This is a genomic window from Actibacterium sp. EMB200-NS6, from assembly GCF_001305615.1.
In the GTDB taxonomy this organism is placed as follows: Bacteria; Pseudomonadota; Alphaproteobacteria; order Rhodobacterales; family Rhodobacteraceae; genus Actibacterium_A; species Actibacterium_A naphthalenivorans.
In genome coordinates, this window is record NZ_CP010869.1 from 1,401,719 (window position 1) to 1,423,155 (window position 21,437).

Consider the following 21,437-nt stretch of genomic DNA (forward strand, 5'->3'; position numbering starts at 1 on the left):
CCGGCCTGTCACGCAGGCTTATAATCGACTGCATGGGCTTGGTTTGTCAAATATACAATCGCCAAAATATAGGCCTGCACGGCGCCGGTCACCAGATCGAGCGCCATCAGCGGGATCGGCACCAGAAGGCCCGCCAGCGACAGGACGATGCCGACCACGAAGACCCCGCTCATCACGTTGCCGAACAGACGCACCATCAGAGAGAAGGCGCGGGTGATCTGTTCGATCAGGTTGAGCGGGACCATCACCCAGCTGGGCCGGGCGAAGCTTTTCAGATAGCCCCACGGGCCCTGTGTGTGGATGCCGTAGCCGATGGTCGCCACGAACACGATCAGCGCCAGCGCCGCGTCGGTTTCCAGATGCGCGGTGGGCGGTTCCACGCCGGGGATCAGCGACGACCAGTTCGCCGTCAGGATGAACAGCAGAAGCGTGCCGATCAACGCGCGGTAGCGGCCGGGATCGCCGGGGATGGTCGCGCGGATCTGATCGTCTATGGCGCCGACCACAAGCTCGACCACCGCCTGGGTCTTGCTGGGCCGGATCGCGAGGCGGCGGGTCAGCACGAACGCCCCCAGCCCAAGAAACGCGAGGATGCCCCATGTCGTCAGCACAACCCAGCTGATCCTCAGGGCGCCGATCGAGAAGGCATAGGTCAGATCAAGGGGGGAACCGGTCATGACGGGCTCCTGTCCGGGCGGCGCAGAACGATGGCCCGCCCCGCCATGATCCCTGCGGCGCCTGTCAGCAACGGCACCGCGCCGAAGCGGGCGCAAACGTAGAGAAAGAGCGCGAGTGCCGCGATGCGCGCCATCTGAAGCGTGACCGCGGAAAGCTGCCCGGCCACAAGCCGCTCGGTCACCGCGCGCAGGGAACGGAAATGCAGCCAGCCGACAAGCGTGCCGGCCAGCGCCGCAAGCATGGCATATCCGGCGGAAATCACCACACCGCTCATTGCTGGTGCATCCAGCGCAGGGCGAACCAGAGCCCCAGCGCCGCGCCGAGCAGGGTCAGCGCCGCGGTCAGCGTCACCCCCGTGCCCAGCAGATGATCGAGCCAGTTGCCGAGGAGGATGCCAAAGATCGTCGGCCCGACGATCACCCAGCCCAGCACTCCGATCTGGCCGAAGCGGCGCGCGAGCGTGGGCTCGGGATCGTGCTTTCCGGCCTGCTCGCGGTCATGTGTGCGTCGGGCGGCGTCGGCAAGGTGGCTGTCCGGTTCCTGGTCCGGTTGGGTCATCGAAAATCCTCCGCAAGGTCTTTGCCGTCCGGGTTCGGGCCGAGCCGTTGCATCAGCCCGCGGATCGCGCTGGTGTGCAGGCGGGTCTGTTCGGCGCGTGCGCGCCGCGCCGCGTCGGACTGATCGGCGCTCTTCTTCTTGACCAGCGCTTCCAGCGAGGCCAGATCATCCCCCGTCACGGCCTCGCGGCAGGCGATCTCGACCTTCGCGCCATCGCTGACCCGCAGGATGCCGCCGCGCAGGGCGCAATACTGCCAGGCTTGATCCGCACCGCGCCAGCGCAGGACCGACGCGTCCAGCACGGTCAGGAAATCGGCATGGCCTGGACGGATGCCAAACCCGCCGCTGGCATCCTCGGTGCGGATCGAGGTCACCCCGGCCGCGTCCACCTTTACCGCAAGTGGCGTGGTCACGCGCAGGGTCAGGGCCGCCGCGCTCATGCCGCAGCCCCCTTGCGCTGTGCCTCGCGGGCGCGGGCCTCGTCCAGCGTGCCGATCATGTAGAGCGATGCCTCATCCCAGTCGTCGCATTCGCCGGCAAGGATCGCGGCACAGCCCGCCACCGTATCGGCGACCGGCACGGAACGGCCCTCCATCCCCGTATAGGCGGCGGCGACGAAAAAGGGCTGGGTGAGGAACCGCTGCAGGCGGCGCGCGCGCCCGACCAGCAGGCGCTCCTCGCGGCCCAGTTCCTCGACCCCCAGCAGCGCGATGACGTCGCGCAGTTCCTGATAGTGCTCGATCAGTTCGCGGATGCGGCCCGCGACGCGGGCATGTTCTTCGCCCACCACCTGCGGGTCGAGCAGCACCGAGGTGGTGGCGATGGGGTCGATGGCGGGATAGATCCCCTCGGCCGCGAGTTGCCGGGACAGGACCACCGTGCTGTCCACATGTGCGCTGATCGCGGAAACGGCCGGGTCTGTGAAATCGTCGGCGGGCACATAGACCGCCTCGATCGCGGTGACGGAGGCGCGCCCGACCGACGCGATACGCTCCTGCAGATCGGCGACTTCGGTTTCCAGCGTCGGCTGATAACCCACGCGCGACGGCATCCTCCCCAAAAGGCCCGAAACCTCGGACCCGGCTTGTACGAAGCGAAAAACATTATCCATCAGCAGCAGCACGTTGCGATCTTCTTCGTCGCGGAAATGCTCTGCGATGCTCATCGCGGTCAGGGGCACGCGCCAGCGCGCGCCGGGCGGTTCGTTCATCTGGCCATAGACCAGAACGGTCTGGTCCAGCACGCCGCTGTCGTGCATCTCGTGCAGCATCTCATGGCCTTCGCGCGACCGCTCGCCGATACCCGCAAAGACCGATATGCCGTCATAGCCCGACACCATCGCCCGGATGAGTTCGGTCACCAGAACGGTCTTGCCGACGCCGGCGCCACCGAACATGGCCGACTTGCCGCCCTGCGCCAGCGGCGCCAGCAGGTCCAGCACCTTGATCCCGGTCGAAAAGACCTTGGTCTGGCCGCGCTGGTCGGACAGCGAAGGGGCGGCCCGGTGGATCGGGCGGCGCGGTGCGTCGGCGGGCAGGGCGCCCTTGCCATCGCCGACCCGGCCCATCACGTCGACAAGGCGGCCCAGAACCGCGGACCCGACCGGCACGCTCAGCGGCCCGCCGGTCAGCCGGGCCGGCGCACCGCGCGCAATCCCCTGCGTCGATTGCAAGGCAATGACACGGGCGTGGCGGGTATCGAGATGCGCCTGCACCTCGGCATAGATGGCGTCCTGTCCGGTGCCGATCTCGACCGCATCGTGAATCGCGGGCAATTCGCCCTCGACCCGGATATCCAGAACCGGGCCGCGTACCGCAGTGACTTCGGCGCGGTCAGTCATGGGGCGCGCTTTCGGTCTTTTGCGGCGCGGCCGCCGCGCCACCGGCGCGGGTGTTCGCCAGAAGCCACGCACCGATGTGCGGCCACGCTTCCTTGAGCGTCCGCGACCCCATGAACAGACCAATATGCCCGCCCGGCATCAGTTTCTTCACGATATGCCCCCTTGGCGTTGCAACCAGATGTTCGGCCGCAAAGACCTGTTCCTTGGTCGTGATGTCGTCGGAGGCGCCGGCGAGCAGATAGAGCGGGCAGGTGATCGTCTTTAGCGAGAGTGTCTGGCCAAGGCCCACGAATTCCCCCTTGGCAAAGCGGTTTTCCTTGAACAGCCATTGGATGGACTGAAGGTAAGAGCGGCCTGCCAGGTCGATAGGGTTTTCATCCCAACGCTCGAATTCTTCGGTGCGCTGGATGTAGGAATTGTCTTCGATATTTGCGTACAGGTCAATGAATTTGCCGACATACTGCTCGTCCGGATGCATGTCTTTCCAGCCAGCCAGCATGTATTGTCCCAGCATGCGACCGCCGCCAGCGGCGACCATTTCCTCATAGAAACTCAGGGGCAGCTCATGCGCCATTCTCTTGATCGGCCCGTTGCCCGTGTCGGTGTCGACGCGCGATCCGGCCAGTACCAGCGCCAGCACCTTTTCGGGGAACAGACAGGCGTACATCGCCGAAAGCCAGCCGCCCTGGCAAAGCCCGACAAGCGCGACCCGCCCGCCAAGCGCGTCCACCGCACGATCAAGGGTGGAAAGATACGTGTCGCTCCCGAAATCCCGCATGGCGCGGGTCGCGGGCTTCCAGTCAGCGCACGGCACCCGGGGCAGGCCGGTGGCCAGCAGGCTTTCGACAAGGCTTTGGCCCTTTGTATAATCCGCGATGGTCGACGAACGCCCGGCGTAGGGCGCGTCGATCAACACCGGCACGGCCGTCTTCTCGGCGTCGGCACCCGAGACGTCGCGAAGGCGCATCGTGTCGAGGTTGCGGATCACCCGGTTCGGCGTGGGCCGGGCGGGCGGGGGCGGCGCTTCGATCTTCGCGGCCTCGGCGATGTAACGCATGTTGTCCGGAAACAGCCGCAGGTCCTCCTCCTCCATCTCAATGGCGCTGGCCATCGGCCAGAACCACGGGATCGAATGTTCGGTTTTGGATATTTTCGATGTTCTGGTCATCGTGAGGTTGCCCCTGCTTTTCGGGCGGCCGGCCGGGTCGGCGCGAAACTGTGCCTTGCGACCGTCGGCTGCTCACGCGCCGGGGCCGCCCCGACCCGGGCCGCGCTGCCATCGAGGCCGGTCGCTTGCTCCCGAGACAGGCGCGGCCCAGGCCAATTGCAGCGGCCACAGGGGCGCACGCGGAATTCGGGAGCGTGCCCATCAATCGCGGATGCGAAAACAATCATATCAAGACCGCCGAGCATCGCCGTCAGCGCGCCGATCCTGCCGGTGATGTTGTAGCTCATCAGGCCTGTTGCCTCTACCGCGCCCCGCGGCGTCACGTTGCTGCGGGGCGCGGCGACAGGGGCCGGGGCGGGTTCCGGACCACTCATCTTTTCAAACCTGGCGGAAAAGAGGTGGCGGCCCTGCGCATGAACCCGACCCCCGAATTGTTTCAAATTCACGTCATGAAGTTAATCGGCATTTGGCGGATTTTCGTTGTTCTAGATCAATCCACGACATGGTCACGATTGTTGCGGTTGAAGTGTACGCGTCCTTTCTCGCGACCTCGGGGATATGTGAGATAAGGGGCTGTGGTCTTTAGCCCGGACCTGGCCGATTCACGGCGTGTTCGAGTGCGCTAGCTGCGCATCGCCGAAGGCGCCAAGCCCGCGCGCGAAAACGCGGGCTCGACGCCCTATTCGTGCTGCGCGATGATGATGGCAGCGGAAGGGGCGCGGGAGTCGGACGGCTTTTCTCCGAAAACCGGCGGCGATCCCCTCAGCCGAGGGGAAATGAGCCGTATGGAAGAGACACGCACCGACCGGCTGAAAACAGCGCTGCTGGTGGTTGCGGTCGCGGGGTTGCTCGCGGGCCTTGCCCTATATTTTACCGAAAAAGGCGATATGGCCGACCTTGTCTGGTTCGCCGGGGTCGTTCCGGTGCTGGCGGCCCTTCTGGTCGAGATTTTGCGCAGCCTTTGGCGGGGCGAGGTCGGGCTCGATATCGTGGCGGCGCTGTCCATGACCGCCGCTCTCGCCTTCGGCGAGACGCTCGCGGCGGCGGTTGTCGCGGTGATGTATTCCGGGGGCACGTTTCTGGAAAGCTTCGCCGAGGGGCGCGCGCGGCGCGAGATGCATGATCTCCTGTCCCGCGTTCCCCGGACGGCCATGCGGCACCGCGACGGCGGGTTCGAGGATGTGCCGCTCGATCAGATCGCGCCGGGCGACCGGCTTTTGATCCGACAGGGCGACGTGGTGCCGGTGGACGGCACGGTGGCCTCCGACGGGGCCTTTGTGGACACCTCGGCGCTGACCGGCGAGTCGCTGCCGGTGCGGCTCTCGCGCGGGGCCGAGGCCATGAGCGGATCGACCAACGCGGGCGAAGCCTTCGACCTCGCGGCCACGCGCCGCGCTGCGGAAAGCACCTATGCCGGGATCGTCTGCCTGGTCGAGGAGGCGCAGCGGTCGAAGGCGCCGATGTCGCGTCTGGCGGACCGCTGGTCGCTGGGGTTTCTGGTGGTCACAATCGCCATCGCATTTGCCGCCTGGTGGTTCACGGGCGACCCGATCCGCGCCGTTGCCGTGCTGGTGGTGGCCACGCCCTGTCCGCTGATCCTGGCCGTTCCGGTGGCGCTGGTCGCGGGGCTGTCGCGGGCAGCGCATTTCGGCGTTCTCATCAAGGGCGCGAGGCCGCTCGAAACGATGGCGCGCATCCGCACCCTGATCCTCGATAAGACCGGAACCCTGACAGACGGGCGCCCGCAGATCGTATCGATCGACAGCCACGGCGGCATGGCCGAGGATGAGATCCTTCGGCTTGCCGCGGCGCTCGACCAGGCGTCGAAGCACCCGGTTGCCCTGGCCATCGTTGCGGCGGCGCGGGCGCGCGGTCTCGTTTTGCCCGTGCCTTCTGAGGTGGCCGAGATCCCCGGTGAAGGGGTTGTCGGCAGCGTCGAGGGTCACAAGATCATCGTAGGCGGCGATGCATTCGTCGCGAGGCGCGTGGGGCGCGCGGAAGATGACCATGCGGCCCTTGCCGCGGGTTCCGTTCTTGTCGCCGTGGCGGTCGACGGCCACATGACGGGGCATCTCGTGATGGCCGATCCCTTGCGCGACGGCACCGCCGCGATGCTTGCCGAACTCCGCCGCGAGGGGATCGAGCGGATTCTGCTGGCGACAGGCGATCGGGTCGATGTGGCGGAGCGCGTGGCCGACGGGCTCGGCCTTGACGGGATTCGGGCGGGCCTGACGCCCGACCAGAAGGTTCTGCTGGTTCTGACTGAACGCAAGAACGGCCCCGTGATGATGGTCGGAGACGGCGTGAACGACGCGCCCGCGCTCGCGGCGGCCGATGTGGGCGTGGCCATGGGCGCGCGGGGCGCTGCCGCCTCGGCCGAGGCCGCCGATGTCGTGCTGCTGGTCGACCGGGTAGATCGGCTGGGGCCGGGGATAGAGATCGCCCGCAGATCCCGCCGCATCGCCGTCGAAAGCGTGATCGCGGGGATCGGATTGTCGGTCGCGGGCATGATCGCGGCGGCCTGCGGATATCTGTCGCCGGTGCAGGGCGCGCTGCTGCAGGAGGCGATCGACGTGGCCGTGATCCTGAACGCGCTGCGCGCTCTGGGCATCAAACCCGACGCGCCAGTCGCCCCGGAAGCGGCGGTCGATGCGTCGCGGGGGCGCACTGAACTGACCGACCAAATCTCATGAGCCGCCCGGCACGTTCCAACAGCGTCTCGGCCTCGCTTCGGTGCGCCGGTTTCCCTGTCTGACGTCCGCGCTTAAGAGGCCAAATGAGAGACTGAGGCGTGAGCGCTTGGGGTGACCAATTGGTTTGAGTGCCATCCGTTTCATCTGAAATGCCGCTTTTGCGACATCCGGAAATCCTCGTAACATCCGGAAATTATATGATGCTGCATGATTTCAAGAACCGACAGGTCGCCGGCAACAGGCCTGGCAGCCCGGTTTATTTCGCAGTCTCTGTCCGCAGCATCAGCGCGAGAGCGGGATCGTCGGTGGTAAGGTGACCGATCCCCCGAGAGAGCCACTCTTGCACGAGGCCCGGGGTGTTGATGGTCCAGACACATAGACGGTCCTTTGGCCAGAGCTGGGTCACCTGATCGAAGACTTCAAAAAAATAGTCGTGTCGTAAGGCGACAATATCGGCGAGATCCGCCGCGTCGGCCAAAAACGCCTCTAGTCCACCATGTTTGTCCACCCAGGCCGCATCCGCGGAAACAAGTCGTCGGATCTCGGGGTTAAGCCTCTGACATTCCTTCAGAGCAGTGATGTCAAATGACGTCAGGTGCGAGCGGGCGGCAACTCCGTGCGCTTTGAGGCGATCGGCCACAAGGCCGCTGATCCCGGTATAGCCATGGCCGGCAGCATCCCGCTTGATCTCGACATGCAGATTTACACCAGAGGGAGCCAGGACCTCCAGAACGTCATCGAGCGTCGGGATTGTCTCGATGCTGTCTTTCAGGCGCGTGTCGGCCCGGACTTCGGGCCGCAGAGCCGCGACTTCGCCCGTACCTTCGGTGGTCCGTTCCAACGTCGGGTCGTGTATCACGATCAGCTCGCCGGCGCGCGTCAGGTGGACATCGAACTCGATCGCGTCGCACCCGAGTTTTGCCGCTTCACGGAAACCGGTCAGAGAGTTCTCGGGCCACAGGCCGCGGCCCCCGCGATGACCTGTGATTGCTGTCATGTGTCTCTCGTCCTTAAAGCAGTCAGCGAATGGTGGGATCGAGCTTGTCGCGCAGCCAGTCCCCGACAAGCGAGATCGATAGCGTGGTAAACATGATAACAACGGCGGGCCCCAGCATGATCCAGGGAGCGGTGGTCAGATACTCGCGCCCAAAACCGACCATGTTGCCAAGACTGGTATCCGGTGGCTGTACCCCCAGCCCGAGAAATGACAGGCCGGACTCCATCAGGATGATCTCCGGGAAGGTCAGCGTCATCGAGACGATCAGCGTCGAGGCAACATTCGGCAGGATGTGGTTGAGATACACCCGCCGCGGGGTTGCGCCCAGTTGAACCACCGCTGCCGCATAGCCTTGCGCCCCGGCCGAGATGGCAAGCCCGCGGGCAATCCGCGCATAGCGTTCCCATCCGTAAAAGCCCATCAGTCCAACCAGCAGGATCATGGACGATCCGAAGAAAGCGAGTACGGCAAGCGACATGATGAGGAACGGCAGCGCGGCTTGGAAATCCGCCAGCATCACCACCAAATGTTCAATGATCCCCCGAAACTGCGCCGCGAGAAAACCAAGCGTGGTGCCAAACACCGCCGAGATGATTGTGGCGCCGAATGCGATCACCAGCGAGACGCGAACCGACTGAAACAGGCGAGAAAGCACATCGCGGCCCAATTCGTCGGTGCCAAGCCAATGCCCCGGCGTTCCCGGTGGTGACAACCGCGCGGACAGGTCCATCTGGGTGATATCGTAAGGCCGGATCAGATCGGCAAAAACAGCGCAGATCACCATCAGTGCCAGCCATCCTAGCCCAGCGGCGACGGCGAGCGGAATCCGGCGTTTCCTCGGCAGGGTAACGACGCGATGGGGGGCAGTTTCGGTTGGGGTGACAAGAGACATCTGACCTTTCCTTTCAATGCGCTGGCTGTGCACGCAAGCGCGGGTCGAGCCAGCCGTAAAGCAGGTCCACGATCAAGTTCGAACACACCATCACGGCGGCGATCAACAAAAGGATGCATTGCACGACGGCCAAGTCCCGGTTCGACACAGAGACGATCAGCAACCGCCCGATCCCGGGCCAGGAGAAAATGGTTTCCACAACCACCGCCCCGGCAATCAGCGACCCGACCATGAATCCCACGATGGTCACGATCGGCACAGCGGCATTCGGCAAGGCATGGCCCCAAACCACATCGCGCCATTTGACACCCTTGGCCGAGGCTGTGCGGATAAAAGGTTGCCCCATGACCTCGATCATCGCTGACCGTGAAAAGCGGGCCAGCAAGCCGATCCCCCCGACCGAGATCGTAAGCGCCGGAAGGATCGCATGTAGCCATGTCCCGAATCCCCCCGAGGGAAGCAGACCCAGCTGGATCGAGAAGATCAGCACGAGCACTAGCCCCATGACAAAAGAGGGCACGGTGAACCCCAGAATGGCGAGCACGATCACCCCCCGGTCGATGGTGCTGTCCCGGTGCAGGGCCGCGTAAATCCCGGCGGGAATTCCGATGCTGAGCTTCAGAAACAGTGCCGGAATGGTGAGGATCAACGTCGCGGGCACCCGCTCCAGAACAAGATCGAGCGCGGGCGCCCCCCCTCGCATCGACAGGCCGAAATCGCCGGTTAGAATGGCCCCGAGGTAGGCCAGATATTGACGCCATAGCGGCTTGTCGAGGCCCCAGTCGGCCCGGAAATCGTCGATGACATTCTGCGGCACATCCGGCCCCAGAAGCACCTGCGCGGGATCACCGGACATGCGTAGAACAACAAAGGCGAACGTCATGACTGCCAGCACGGTCAGCGCGGCGCGGAACAATCGGAGGGAAATGAAACGGATCATGAGAAACCTCTTAGGCGACCTCTGCGCGGGTCTCACCGGCAACAAGGTGACAGGCGGCGGTGCGGTCTGTTCCGAGCGGCTGTAGCGCAGGAATGCCGCTGCGGCAGATGTCGGTGGCCCTGAGGCAGCGTGGATGAAACGCACAGCCCGGCGGTCGTTTCGCCGGGTTTGGCGGTTCGCCTTGCAAAATCACGCGCCCATCAAGTCGACGGCCCGGTTCTGGCACGGAGGACACGAGCGCCTGCGTGTAAGGATGCCGGGGATTGGCGAAAAGATGTTCGGACGGGCCTTCCTCGACGATCCGCCCCAGATACATCACCGCGACCCGGTCACAAAGGTTGCGGACCACTTTCAGGTCATGGCTGATGAACACCATGCTCAGGCCGGTCTGTTTTTGAAGCATGCGCAAGAGGTTCACCACTTGCGCTTGAATTGACACGTCAAGTGCCGAGACTGGTTCGTCGCACACCAGCATGTCGGCCTTGGTGGCCAGCGCCCGGGCAATCACCACGCGCTGGCGCTGACCGCCGGAGAGCTCATGCGGGAAACGCTTCGCCTGATCGGGGCGCAAGCCGACCGCATGCATCAGTTCGGTCACACGCGTGGCGCGGCTCGCCTCGGTGCCGATCCTGTGAATGTCCAGCGGTTCGCGGATCTGCGCGGCGATGGTCAGCCGCCGATCGAGCGCGGCCAGAGGATCCTGAAATACCATTTGCATCCGCGCCCGCAGTGCGCGCCATTCAGTCGTGTTGCGGGCCGGCATCGGGCGTCCGTCGAACCGCACAGTGCCGCCCTGTGCCGGGTCCACGCCCAGAAGCATCCGTCCGAGGGTCGATTTCCCCGACCCGCTTTCTCCCACGATGCCCAAGGTTTCGCCGCGCCCGAGCCGCAGGCTCACACCATCGACTGCCCGCACGGGCTGGGCCTTGCCCAAAAGGCCGCCGCGTCCGGTGTAAACCCGGACCAGATCATCCGCTTCGAGAAGAAAACTCATGATGTTACTTTTTCCATCGTGGTCTTGTGTGCCCCGGCCTCGGGCAACGGATAGGCACAGGCCAGCGCCCGCCCGTCACGCTGCCGCAAAAGCTCGGGGCGTTCCTTGTGGCAAAAATCCTGCGCGTGGCTGCAGCGTGGGGAAAAGGCGCAGCCCATCGGCAGATTGTACGGATCGGGTACAGTGCCGGGAATCGGTGCGAGTAGCGTGCGCGGCCCGTCGAGACGCGGGATCGCATCGAAAAGGCCCCGCGTGTAGGGATGGCGCGGTCGGTCGAAAAGCTGCGCTACCGGTCCCTGTTCCACGATCCTCCCGGCATACATGACGCTGACCCGTTCGCAAACCTGTGCGACCGCACCAAGATCGTGGCTGATGAAAACCAGTCCCATCCGCATTTCTTCGCGCAGTCGTGCGAGCAGATCGAGGATTTGCGCCTGAATCGTCGCATCGAGCGCCGTCGTTGGTTCATCGGCGATCAAAAGATCCGGCTCGCCGGCCAAGGCCATGGCGATCATGATCCGCTGACATTGCCCCCCCGAAAACTCATGCGGGTAAAGGTTGAAACGGCCTTTCGCGTCGGGAATTCCGACGAGATCCATCAGCCGAAGCGCCTCTGTGCGGGCCGCGTTACCGCGCAGCCCGCGATGCAGTTTTAGTGCTTCCGTCATCTGACGTCCGACCTGGATCACGGGGTTCAGCGCGCTGGATGGGTCCTGAAAGATCATCGCGATCCGTCCGCCGCGCACGTTTTCCAGTGCCGGGCGGGGCGCATTAACCAACTCCGTCTGTCCCAGTGTCACAGACCCGGTGATCGTGGCTTTGGACGGCAAAAGCCCGAGGGCGGCCAGCCAAGTCACCGATTTCCCGCAGCCGCTTTCCCCGACAAGCCCCAGCGCCTCACCCTGGGCGACCTGCAAATCGACACTGTGCAACACCGGCACACCATCGAAGGAGACGCTCAGGTTTCGGATTTCGACGAGATTTCCCATTGATCATCCTTTGGTTGCCGATCTGCCGCGTTCCCGGCGATCGAACGCCACCTCCCCGCAGTTCTGCACAAGTCAACGCCCCGGCGGGCCATGGTGCGCCGGGGCGTTCACTTTTCTTCGGCTTAACCGTTCGACGGCCAGTTCGAGGCGCGGAAGTCCATCGCAAAGGCAGGAGCGGCTTTCCAGCCCAGATCCGAGCGCATGCCGGTGAAGACCGCGTTCTGATGCAGGAGCTGATAGGCCGGGTCTTCGCGTTCGGCGATTTCCAGCATCCGGGCAATGGCCTTTTTGCGCAGGCCGCGGTCAGTTGAGGTTTCCATGACCACCGAGAGATCATTGAGCTCTGCGTTGGACCAGTCTTTTTTCTGCTGGACCTCACCGTTCGGACCGAACTGTACCACCATCGGCGTGATCGGATCGTTGATAGTGTTCGACGCGGACCAGTCGCGCACGCCCTTGATGCCTGCCGGATCGTGGATCTGGCCCCAGTTCTCTTTCATTTCGATCTCGACGTTCAGGCCAACCTGTTTCCACATCTCAACCATGATCTGACCATTCGCAGTCTGGTTGGTGTAGTAGTTGTTGAGCAGGCGGTAGGGGATCGCGTCTCCCTTGTAGCCGGCCTGCTTCAGCAGATCCCGCGCCAGCGTCGGATTGTATTCAGGAACCTTCCAGCCCTCGATGAACATGTCCGAGCTCCGAAAACTCTCGAACTGAAGACCGGCGGGGACGTTGGTCATGCCACCCCAAAGCGCCTGAACGATTGCCTCGCGGTCAATCGCATGTGTCATCGCGCGACGCACCAACGGATCGGCCAGAATTTCGTTTTCAGTGTTAAAAACCGAAATGCGGTGGTTCCAGATGGTCGAGTTTTGGACCTCAAAGCCATCGACGTTCATCACGGTGCCAATCTGATCCGGGGGCAGGTCACAGGCAAAATCGTATTCGCCGGACAAAAGCCCGTTCACACGGCTGGCCACTTCGGGCACCTCTACGAAGGTGATGCTTTCAAGCGGCGGACGCCCGCCCCAGTAATCATCGAAAGCCACAAGCGTCAGGGAAACGTCGGGGCGATACTCGCCAACCATGTAGGGGCCGGTGGTGATCGGCTTGGCGGCCCAATCGGAATAGGTGGCGGCTTCGTCCCAGGCGCGCCGGTTCAGAATCTGGCTGCCGCCAGCATAAAGGCGGCCTTCGAGGGTGACGTCCGGCGTGGCGTTGTGAAACCGGACGGTGTATTTGTCGATCACTTCGACACCGGCCAGCGAGGGCCATTTGCGGCGGCCAATGCCGGGTACGTTCGCCGGGATATCCTTGGCTGTTTCGGGTTTGAAATTCTCGGCAAAGATCGTTTTCCCACCGGCCGGCTCGGTATCGCCGAACACCCGTTCCTTCGAGAACGAGAACGCCACGTCTTCGGCCGTCATCTCGTCACCGTTGTGAAACTTGACGCCCGGGCGGAGCTTCAGCTCGAGCGTCTGTTCATCAATACGTTTCCACTCGGTGGCGAGGCCCGGCACCGGCCCCTGGTCACCCATCCAGTCGCGCAAGATCAGGCCTTCCCAGAGGTTCGGATAGAGCACGCGCTCCCCGACGTTGGACTGTTCGTTCCACGGATCGAGCGTGTTGTTGTTGGTGATTTTCTGCACCGCGATCGTCACAGAGGGGCGGGTGCCCTGCGCGCGAAGATAGCCGGGCAGCAGGAGGCTGCCGGCGGTGGCGCCCATCAGGCCAAGCGCATGGCGTCGATTAAGTCTGATCATTTTTCTGTCCTTGGAATGCTGGACATCCGGGGGATGTGCCGGGGGTGAACTGCGAGTGTCGGCTTTGCGTCGCCGCCGTCAGTACCTCTTTGAAACCCGTTGGATGTGACAGTTCCGAGAAGCTTTGATTACCGTTCCAAGAAATGCGGAGTAATACTCCATTTTGATCTATAAAAATGGAGCACTGCAATCAAATCGTCATACAGCCGCCGTAGTTAAGTGGCGCCGGAAGCATCTATCTGAACCTTCCATGCGCAATCCCCCGTCGGCTTGGGTCGGCGATTCCCGAAGATACGGAGCTTTCTATGGCGTCACTTCCCTTGCTCGGAGCGGCCATGCCGCTCGATGTTCTTGAGGCCCATCGCGATTGGATTATTGCCGATCAGCGCGATCTCGAACTTCAAGACTTCATTACCGCCGACGTTCTCAATGGTGACTGGATGCCGCTCGTTCACCGTGCCCGCACATTGCTTGACGGCTACGCGGGCCGACTTGGCATTCACGGGCCATTCTGGGGTCTTTCTCTGGCCAATCCCGACCCTGACCTGCGGGCATTGGTCACCAGACGTATGGAGCAGGGGCTGGAGATTTGCGAAGCCGTCGGCGCGACGCAAATGGTCATTCACAGCCCTTATTCCACTTGGATGCACCACAATCTCGACGGTCTTCCGAACGCCAGGCAGAACGTGGTGGACCTTGTGCATGCCACGCTCGACCCGATAATCTCCCGCGCCGAGGGAGCCAACGTGACGATGGTCCTCGAAAATATCGAGGACAAGGACCCCGATGCCCGTTGCGACCTCGCCCGCAGTTTCGACAGCTCGGCGGTCAAGGTCTCGATCGACACCGGCCATGCGCATTACGCGCATGGTTCGACCGGCGCCCCGCCTGTTGACTATTTTGTCCACCGGGCGGGAGATCTGTTGGAACACATCCATATTCAGGATGCCGATGGCTATGCCGACCGTCATTGGGCGGTGGGCAAGGGCACCGTGAACTGGCACGCGATCTTCACCGCAATCGCCAAGCTGGAAAGCGAACCCCGCCTGATCATGGAGATCCGTGACAAGGCGGGCATCCTGCCGTCGGCGGAGTATCTCAGCAGCCTTCAACTCGCTCGTTGAAATCGTGGCGAGCGTGCTGCACCATGCGAAGGGAAATCAGAGGGCCGATCTGATCTGCTTCGATTGTGACGGAGTTCTCGTGGACAGCGAACTGCTGGCCGCCCAGAACACGGCCGAATGTCTTTCGGAACTCGGGATCAACTTGACGCTGCCCGAAGCCTCGGCGCTTTTCACCGGTAAAAGCGCCGCGGCTGGGCAACAGATCATACGCGATACTTACGGGGTCGATTTGCCCGCGGCCTACTTTGCACGTTTCGATCTGTTGCTGTTCCAGCGGTTCCGTCAACAGTTGAAACCCGTGCCCGGCATCGCGGATGTCCTGGCCGGGTTGCGTCTTCCTTCTTGCGTGACGTCGAATAGTGGCAAGGTGCGCCTTGCTCTGACGCTCGGCCTCACCGGGCTGGCCGGGCATTTCGGCTACCGCGTTTTCAGTGCCGAGGATGTTTCGCGGGGCAAGCCAGCCCCCGACCTGTTCTTTCTTGCCGCCAATCGCCTCGGCGCGGATGTTCGGCGCTGTCTCGTGATCGATGATAGCGTAACCGGCGTCACCGGTGCGGTGGCCGCCGGGGCGCGGGCTGTCGGGTTTACCGGCGCCGGCCATGTCGAACAGGACCATGCCGCCCGACTGAAGGATGCCGGGGCCTCATGCGTCGTGAATTCGGCGCAGGAACTGGCGGCGTTTCTGCACGCGGAGACTGCGTGAGCGCCGAAGAGCTACGACGGCGTGATGACAGCCCCTGTTTAAGTGGTAGTGTGCCGGAACGGAGCAGGGCTCGACGCTGAAGGAATACTCTTACCATGTCCGACAAGCCCATACTGATGCGTCACGTTCTTGGGGTGATCGAGGCTAGTCGGGATGACATGCCCGACGCGCTGGCACGGATCGCTGATTTCATCGTGAGGGAACCCGAGGTGGCGGTGCGCGCCTCGATGTCGGACCTGGCGGTTCTGTCGGGCAGTGGCGAGGCCAGCATCGCCCGGTTCTGTCGCAAGCTGGGGTACGACGGATTCTCGGCCTTCAAGATATCCCTGGCGTCGGATATCGCCTATCGCAGCGGTGCCGAACCCCGCGAAACAGACTTCGGCACACGGATCACCGATGCGGTGCGCGCCACTGTGGACGGAAACCCGGCAGCGGATCTGCGCGAGGTCGCAGACCGGCTTATCTCCGCCCGGCATATTGATATCTTCGGCGCGGGTGTCTCGGGCATGGTGGCTCAGCTCTACGCCTATCGGCTCTCCCGTATCGGGCTGGTGGCGCGCAGCCTTCAGGACCCGGTGGTGGCAGAAGAGATTGTCGGCGCGCTCGACGAAAGCTCGGTCTACATGACCATTTCGGAAACAGGACTCACCGCGCAGACCGAACACATGCTGTCTGCCGCGGGCGAGCAGGGGGCTTACCGGGTCGCGATCTCGGGACGCCGGATTGCCGATCTTAACCGGCTTTGCGAAAAGATGCTGATCGCAACCCCGCTGTCTCCTCTGCCGGAACGCGGCGAGATTGGCCCGACCGTCGCCAAAGTCGTGCTGTGCGAGCTGCTTGCCGAGCAAATCAAGCGCCGCAGATAGGTTGTCAATGGATGCCGTCTTTGATCGCGTGGCAACGGAACGCTTGTGGGATGTCCGTCGTCGGATGATTGGGGACACGAGCGCTTGATCTGGAACGGAGGGTCTGGCTGGTTGGGGTTTCAGTCTACGCTGCGTTCTGGCGCTGCAGTTTCGGCGTTGTGCGCGAAGTCAGGTCTTCGCCTCCGGTTTCGGCGGCTCGATCCGCGCCGCGGCGCTCGCCAGGGGCAGCGGAAGGACTCGCCGTCATCCTCGCGCGAAGGCATCACGTCCACAATCCGGCGCAGTCTGCGCCGCTGATCGGCGGTATGGGGCTGATCGCCTGGGCCTGGACGGAAGGAGCGCAGGTTCCGATCGTTGCGGGCGCCATGCTCGTCGCGGCGCCTGCTGCTCTCATTCTATAACGCGCACAGGCTTGGTGGTGAGGATCTTCCGAGGGCGTCCACCTGATGGGGGCCCTGGCGTGCCGGGCCGGTTCGCCGAGTGACCGGAACTCTACTTCATGCCCAGCCGCCTGCCCAACGCATTCGCAGTCGGTGCGCCGGAGGAGCGCGCGGTCTGCATCGCCGACGGCCTGCTGCTGTGGCTCGACCAGCAGGAATTGCAGGGCGTGCTTGCGCACGAGGTCGCGCACACCGTCCATCGCGACCTCTGAAACATGGGGCCGGCCGACGCGATGTCGCGGGCAGTGTTCGGCGTTTTCTGGCTCGGCGAGATGCTTCTGCTGCTGAACCCGCCGCTGTTTCTGGCCGGGCGTCCCGAAGTTCCGGGATTTGAGCATTATTGGTAAGCTGGAAATGGACTTGAAACCTGGAGAGGACTTTCTAATTGAAACCCTCGCAGGGGTTTCCTGCTATCTGACATCGCTGTTTTGCGCAGGAGGTTTTGCCGGGCAAGGCCATCTCGCGTTCCGGAACCATGGTCCGGCGGTTGGCAGTGATCTTGTGTCACGCTTGTCCCTGAAGATCGCCGCCAAGATCGGTGATGCGGACCGCAAGAATTGGGAGGAGATCATCGCGCCGATGATCGACGCCCATGGGGGGTGCGGACCGTTCGCGGCCTGACTGGAACTCTTCTCTACCGGGCGATGCGGTGGCTCGGATCTGGAAGCCAGCGAAATCAGCCACGACCGAGGGGAAGGCGCGCGCACAGGCATGGAAGATGAGCTTCCCGCGCCGGACCGATGCCTGGCTGGAGCCTTTGATGGATAGGGTGATTTGTATTCTAAATCAAGTACTTGATGACTTCTTTGTGCAGTATTTGCACACGAGTTTTCGTGCTTTGTTTCCTTCTTATTCGCGCGATGCGTCGCGATTCAGCCGCCGTAGCCTCGATCTTCATGCGACCTGCGCAAGCTCAATGAACTTCGTCCGAATGAGGTGTCCGTCCCGCCGTGAGACTGGACCGATCGTCATTGTCGATATGGCTTGCTGATCCATGATCCCCAACTGGGGCTGGTCTGGAAATTCCCGACCTCGGTCGCCCGGTCACCCGACCAGAACGGCCGTCATTGTCCGGACATGGGCGTCGATGCGCTCCAGGACCGCGCCGGGTACGACGGCGCGTTCGGGCAGATCCCACCAATGCGCATCGACCGCCTGAACGGTTTCGGCAACCGCCTTCAAAACGGCGGGTTCGGGGAGCTTGGCGCGGTTGGCGAAAGCCTTCCAGCGCGCTGAGGTCAGTGCTTTGAAGGCGCGCTCGCCGCCGAGCGATAGGGCCAGGTCGTCCGCAGGAAGATAAGGGATGGTCGAGAGCAGGTCGTAGACGGGCGCGAGGGCAGGGGTGTTGCCGTCTCCGGGGTAGATCAGCGACCAGTTTTTCAGGTGCATGTCGCCGTTGCCCATGATCACCGAGAGCGCGAGACGCCGGACGAACTCCAGCGCCGCCAACGGAGAAATGGCTATGCTGAGCGCTGATGCTATGTCGTGATAGGCTGCGCCCTCGTATTTGCGCGCGGGGGGAATGCCGAACACTTGGGCGAAATCCTTGATATGGATGCGCTGGCCGCCCGGCCCGCGATCGAAGCGGCGCAGCAGCAGGACCCGCCCCTCGGTCATGGTCTCGAATTCTTCCGGGATGCCGTCGAACTGGTCACGGGTAACCAGCTCGCGCTCGGGCACCTCCATGCCGATCGCTTCGGCCAGTGCGAGGTTGGCAAATTCGTTCTCCGACACCGCCGGAAAAGCCGTGGAGGGGAACTTGGCGATATATTCTCCGTCGCCGTCGCCGAGTGGCACGGTCAGCCCGCCACCTTTGCCGGTGTTCTTCATCACCGAGAGCTTCATCTGGACGCCGGCCAGCGAGAAGCGGGCTTTCGGTGCCGTCTGCGTGGGCTTCGCCGGGGCCAGGGCAGGGCCGTCTCCCGGCAGAGCGCGCACCGCGCCAGGCAGATCGGCCCCGAGCGCTGCGAGCAGGTCGAAGTCATTGCCGGGACGGACGCGCCCGGCGTGATGCTTTTCCATCGCGTCGCGCAGCTTGTCCTCGGGAAGCAGGTTGGCGAAGAAGGCCGGCAGGGCACCTGCGATTGGCCGCGGATCCTTGCGCAGCCCGCCATTCGCCGCCCGGAAGGATAGACTGAGGATGGGGTATCCACCTGTCGCGCGATAGGCCGGATCAAAGCTGAAGGCGTTGAAATCGCCCGGGGTTCGGATGATGGTACCGACCCTGTGCTCGTTCAGGAAGATATCCAGCGCCTGAACGTTGGTGGCGGTGCGTTCAGCGCTCATCGTCAGGCTCCGGCTGGGGGACGAAGGCCGGGGCATCCTCCCCGGATTCGGGGCTGAGCAGTGTGTCGACCGCCGGCACCAGGAATTGCGGGATCAACATCATCTCGAGCCCGAGCGCACGCGCGACATTCATCAGCGTGGTGGCGCGCGCGGCGGCGGCGCCTGTCTCGATGTCGCGGTAGCGCGGGCGGGAAATGCCGGCCAACTCGGCGACCTGTTCCTGGGTCAACCCGGCGGCCAGTCGCGCCCGGCGAAGCTGCGCGCCGATCGTGTGAAGAGAGGCTGTTTCGGGCACGAAGGATACCTTTGCGATTCATGTGATCGATATTGATCCGAAAACATATCATTGTTTCGCTTGAATGGCAAGAACATGATCTGTATACATATCTTTGTTTGACCTGAAGATATGTATAGATATCATTGGTGTGGGGCCAGGGAACGAGGGCAAGATGCGCAATCCGGTCGCATAGCAACAGTATCTGATGGGGGCGGCCTTCAGGCGTGGGCGACGATCTGTTGCACGACGGGATGCATCCAGGCGGGCACATCTTTGCTCTGCTTCAAGAGCAAGTTCCGGTCATTGCCATGCAGTGCTGTTGCGAGCTTGGCGATGACGTGATCGTCGATGCGATCCTTGCCCATGTAGCGCAGGGCTTGGAACACGGCACCAGTCTTCTGGCCCGCACCGACGAGAGTCTTGGCGGACGCCTTCCTGAGCTGGATCACCTGCTTGCCGATGGCCTTCGTGTGGGTCGGGCCGTCGGTCCTGTAGGTCGGCTTCGAGGGTATCTTTTTCGTCTCCCATATCCATCTTTCTATTAGTAAGCATCCGGCGTAGGCCGCGGTCAGGCGGCTTGGTGGACTTCCGAGGGCTTCCAGTTCCACGGTAGCAGTGTCGGCACCTGCGAGGCTGTCATGTCGGGCAGCCGGGCGAGGACATCGGCCAGCCAGGCCTGCGGATCGATGTCGTTCATCTTGGCCGTGACGATCAGGGAATACATGAAGGCGGCTCGGTCGCCGCCCCGCTCCGAGCCCGCGAAGAGCCATGACTTCCGGCCGAGGGCCACGCCGCGGAGCGCCCGTTCGGCGGCATTGTTCGTGATGCAGATCCGGCCATCCTCGAGGAAGCGCGTGAAGGCCTCCCAGCGGTCCGCCTTGAACACGTAAGCGATCGCCTTTGCGACGGGGTTGTGCTTCGACATCGTGTCGCGCTCGGCGCGCATCCAGTCGTGCAACTCTTCGACCAGCGGACGGGACAGTCGTTGCCGGGCCGCGAGCCGTGATGTGTCATCCAGACCGTTGATCTGACGTTCGACGTCGAAGAGGGCATCGATCCGCGTCACCGCTTCGAGTGCCACGGGCGAGATGTCATGGGCGGGCTTGCCCTTCCGGACATTTCCCTTGATGTCGGCCAGTTCGAAGAACTTGCGCCGGGCATGGCTCCAGCAGAGCGCGCTCTCCACCGGGCCGGGATCACGGTCGTCGCGGTAGAGGTCGTTGTAACCGCCATAGGCATCGGCCTGGAGAACCCCTTGCCAGTCCGCGAGATGCCGGTTGGGGTGGGCCATTTCGCGATCGCGTGAGAAGTGGAACAGCGCCGCCGGCGGCGCGCCACCCGCGAACGGGCGATCGTCACGGACATAGGTCCACAGACGAGCCGTCTTGGTCCCGCCTTTCGCCAGCAGCGGCACCGTCGTGTCGTCCCCATGTAGCCGGTCGGCTTTCAGGACATGTTCGCGGATCAGCGCATGAACGGGCGCGAGCGTGGCGGCACAGGCGCCGACCTGGTCGGCCAGGGTGGACAGGCTGAGTTCGACGCCTTCCCGCGTATAACGCTCGGCCTGCCGGTTCAGGGGCTGATGCTGGCCAAACTTCTCGAAGAGGATCGTCGCCAAAAGGTTCGGCCCGGCCCAGCCGCGTGGAGTGGGATGGAACGGTGCCGGAGCCTGCGAGATCTTCTCGCAGTGGCGGCAGGTAAACTTCTCGCGCACCGTCTGGACCACCTTCCACTGCCGCGGAATGACCTCCAGCGTATCGGTGACGTCCTCGCCCATCTTCACGATGCGGTCGGAGCCACAGCAGGTGCAAGTCGTCGGCGCCTCGATCACCACCCGTTCTCTTGGGAGATGCTCCGGGAAAGGCTTGCGGGCCGGGCGACGACGCTGGCCCCCCGCGACGGGCGTGGTCCTTGCCACCATCTCGGCGACGAGTTCGTCCTCGGTGGCGGCGGCCTCGAGTTCCTCGAGTTGCAGCTCCATCTGATCGATCAGACGCGCGCGGCGTTCAGAGCTGCGTCCGTATTGTTCGCGCCGGAGCTTGGCGATCTCGAGCCGGAGGTGCTTGATCATCGCTTCCGAGGTCGAGACCACCGCGCGGGCCTGCGCCAACTCGCTCTCGGCGGCCTCGGCACGGGCCTCCGAGGCCGCGAGCGCGGCACGCAATCCGGCGATCTCGGAGGCGGTCTCTGACATGGCGGAAACCTATCACACCGACATCGGAAAGCCCA

General features: G+C 63.5%; 23 protein-coding genes. 6 read left to right on the plus strand and 17 right to left on the minus strand.

The window, feature by feature from the left end; all coding sequences use genetic code 11:
* Positions 1-8: 8 nt before the first annotated feature.
* The 7 genes from TQ29_RS06890 to TQ29_RS20240 are packed head-to-tail and all read right to left on the minus strand — an operon-like array spanning position 9 to position 4,531.
* Complete coding sequence (locus TQ29_RS06890; protein ID WP_054538556.1) at positions 9-677, minus strand: F0F1 ATP synthase subunit A; 669 nt, start codon at positions 675-677, stop codon at positions 9-11.
* Entirely contained in the window at positions 674-952 is a 279-nt protein-coding gene (locus TQ29_RS06895; protein ID WP_054538557.1) for an ATP synthase subunit I, read from the minus strand. Before TQ29_RS06895 ends, TQ29_RS06890 begins: the two co-directional genes overlap by 4 nt.
* Positions 949-1,236, minus strand: a complete 288-nt coding sequence (locus TQ29_RS06900) for an AtpZ/AtpI family protein (RefSeq protein WP_054538558.1) — start codon at positions 1,234-1,236, stop codon at positions 949-951. Before TQ29_RS06900 ends, TQ29_RS06895 begins: the two co-directional genes overlap by 4 nt.
* Positions 1,233-1,676, minus strand: coding sequence for a F0F1 ATP synthase subunit epsilon (locus tag TQ29_RS06905; protein WP_054538559.1), 444 nt, complete (start codon positions 1,674-1,676; stop codon positions 1,233-1,235). The genes TQ29_RS06900 and TQ29_RS06905 overlap by 4 nt, the downstream gene beginning before the upstream one ends.
* On the minus strand, positions 1,673-3,076 hold the full coding sequence (atpD, locus tag TQ29_RS06910) for a F0F1 ATP synthase subunit beta (RefSeq protein ID WP_054538560.1): 1,404 nt from the start codon (positions 3,074-3,076) through the stop codon (positions 1,673-1,675). The genes TQ29_RS06905 and atpD overlap by 4 nt, the downstream gene beginning before the upstream one ends.
* Positions 3,069-4,244: an alpha/beta fold hydrolase gene (locus TQ29_RS06915; protein WP_054538561.1), complete on the minus strand. Its 1,176-nt coding sequence runs from the start codon at positions 4,242-4,244 to the stop codon at positions 3,069-3,071. Before TQ29_RS06915 ends, atpD begins: the two co-directional genes overlap by 8 nt.
* Positions 4,241-4,531, minus strand: a complete 291-nt coding sequence (locus tag TQ29_RS20240; protein ID WP_157445536.1) for a hypothetical protein — start codon at positions 4,529-4,531, stop codon at positions 4,241-4,243. Before TQ29_RS20240 ends, TQ29_RS06915 begins: the two co-directional genes overlap by 4 nt.
* Positions 4,532-5,029: 498 nt before the next feature.
* On the opposite strand from TQ29_RS20240, the gene TQ29_RS06920 reads away from it, so the two are divergent.
* On the plus strand, positions 5,030-6,937 hold the full coding sequence (locus TQ29_RS06920; protein WP_054538562.1) for a heavy metal translocating P-type ATPase: 1,908 nt from the start codon (positions 5,030-5,032) through the stop codon (positions 6,935-6,937).
* Between the two features lie 256 nt (positions 6,938-7,193).
* Here the strand turns inward: TQ29_RS06920 and TQ29_RS06925 are convergent, their stop codons facing one another.
* The 6 genes from TQ29_RS06925 to TQ29_RS06950 form a co-directional block, all read right to left on the minus strand.
* Positions 7,194-7,934: a glycerophosphodiester phosphodiesterase family protein gene (locus TQ29_RS06925; protein WP_054538563.1), complete on the minus strand. Its 741-nt coding sequence runs from the start codon at positions 7,932-7,934 to the stop codon at positions 7,194-7,196.
* Between the two features lie 22 nt (positions 7,935-7,956).
* The gene (locus TQ29_RS06930; protein ID WP_255353401.1) at positions 7,957-8,859 is read right to left on the minus strand and encodes an ABC transporter permease; all 903 of its coding nucleotides are present in this window, start codon (positions 8,857-8,859) and stop codon (positions 7,957-7,959) included.
* Positions 8,840-9,766 carry an ABC transporter permease gene (locus TQ29_RS06935; RefSeq protein ID WP_054538565.1) on the minus strand — a complete coding sequence of 309 codons (927 nt, stop codon included), beginning with the start codon at positions 9,764-9,766 and terminating at the stop codon, positions 8,840-8,842. The genes TQ29_RS06930 and TQ29_RS06935 overlap by 20 nt, the downstream gene beginning before the upstream one ends.
* A gap of 10 nt (positions 9,767-9,776) precedes the next feature.
* On the minus strand, positions 9,777-10,760 hold the full coding sequence (locus TQ29_RS06940; RefSeq protein ID WP_054538566.1) for an ABC transporter ATP-binding protein: 984 nt from the start codon (positions 10,758-10,760) through the stop codon (positions 9,777-9,779).
* Positions 10,757-11,749: an ABC transporter ATP-binding protein gene (locus tag TQ29_RS06945; protein ID WP_054538567.1), complete on the minus strand. Its 993-nt coding sequence runs from the start codon at positions 11,747-11,749 to the stop codon at positions 10,757-10,759. The genes TQ29_RS06940 and TQ29_RS06945 overlap by 4 nt, the downstream gene beginning before the upstream one ends.
* A gap of 122 nt (positions 11,750-11,871) precedes the next feature.
* Positions 11,872-13,512: an ABC transporter substrate-binding protein gene (locus tag TQ29_RS06950; RefSeq protein ID WP_054538568.1), complete on the minus strand. Its 1,641-nt coding sequence runs from the start codon at positions 13,510-13,512 to the stop codon at positions 11,872-11,874.
* Positions 13,513-13,847: 335 nt separating this feature from the next.
* Between TQ29_RS06950 and TQ29_RS06955 the strand changes: the two genes are divergently transcribed.
* The 5 genes from TQ29_RS06955 to TQ29_RS20625 all read left to right on the plus strand — a co-directional run bounded on the left by TQ29_RS06955 (position 13,848) and on the right by TQ29_RS20625 (position 17,266).
* A complete protein-coding gene (locus TQ29_RS06955) occupies positions 13,848-14,636 on the plus strand; it encodes a sugar phosphate isomerase/epimerase (protein ID WP_217621200.1) in 789 nt (262 codons plus the stop codon).
* A 13-nt stretch (positions 14,637-14,649) separates the two neighbouring features.
* Complete coding sequence (locus TQ29_RS06960; RefSeq protein ID WP_255353402.1) at positions 14,650-15,339, plus strand: HAD family phosphatase; 690 nt, start codon at positions 14,650-14,652, stop codon at positions 15,337-15,339.
* 95 nt (positions 15,340-15,434) lie between these two features.
* On the plus strand, positions 15,435-16,205 hold the full coding sequence (locus TQ29_RS06965; RefSeq protein WP_054538571.1) for a MurR/RpiR family transcriptional regulator: 771 nt from the start codon (positions 15,435-15,437) through the stop codon (positions 16,203-16,205).
* Positions 16,206-16,704: 499 nt separating this feature from the next.
* Positions 16,705-16,857 carry a M48 family metalloprotease gene (locus tag TQ29_RS20245; RefSeq protein WP_082386564.1) on the plus strand — a complete coding sequence of 51 codons (153 nt, stop codon included), beginning with the start codon at positions 16,705-16,707 and terminating at the stop codon, positions 16,855-16,857.
* A 118-nt stretch (positions 16,858-16,975) separates the two neighbouring features.
* Entirely contained in the window at positions 16,976-17,266 is a 291-nt protein-coding gene (locus tag TQ29_RS20625) for a hypothetical protein (protein ID WP_157445537.1), read from the plus strand.
* 423 nt (positions 17,267-17,689) lie between these two features.
* Here TQ29_RS20625 and TQ29_RS06970 read toward each other — a convergent pair whose 3' ends face one another.
* The 4 genes from TQ29_RS06970 to TQ29_RS06985 form a co-directional block, all read right to left on the minus strand.
* Positions 17,690-18,931 (minus strand): type II toxin-antitoxin system HipA family toxin, encoded by a 1,242-nt coding sequence (locus tag TQ29_RS06970; protein WP_054538572.1) that lies wholly within the window; start codon positions 18,929-18,931, stop codon positions 17,690-17,692.
* A complete protein-coding gene (locus TQ29_RS06975) occupies positions 18,921-19,226 on the minus strand; it encodes a helix-turn-helix domain-containing protein (RefSeq protein ID WP_054538573.1) in 306 nt (101 codons plus the stop codon). Before TQ29_RS06975 ends, TQ29_RS06970 begins: the two co-directional genes overlap by 11 nt.
* A 200-nt stretch (positions 19,227-19,426) precedes the next feature.
* Entirely contained in the window at positions 19,427-19,816 is a 390-nt protein-coding gene (locus TQ29_RS06980; RefSeq protein WP_054538574.1) for a DUF6088 family protein, read from the minus strand.
* Positions 19,777-21,402, minus strand: a complete 1,626-nt coding sequence (locus TQ29_RS06985) for an IS66 family transposase (RefSeq protein WP_054538575.1) — start codon at positions 21,400-21,402, stop codon at positions 19,777-19,779. The genes TQ29_RS06980 and TQ29_RS06985 overlap by 40 nt, the downstream gene beginning before the upstream one ends.
* Positions 21,403-21,437 lie beyond the last annotated feature (35 nt).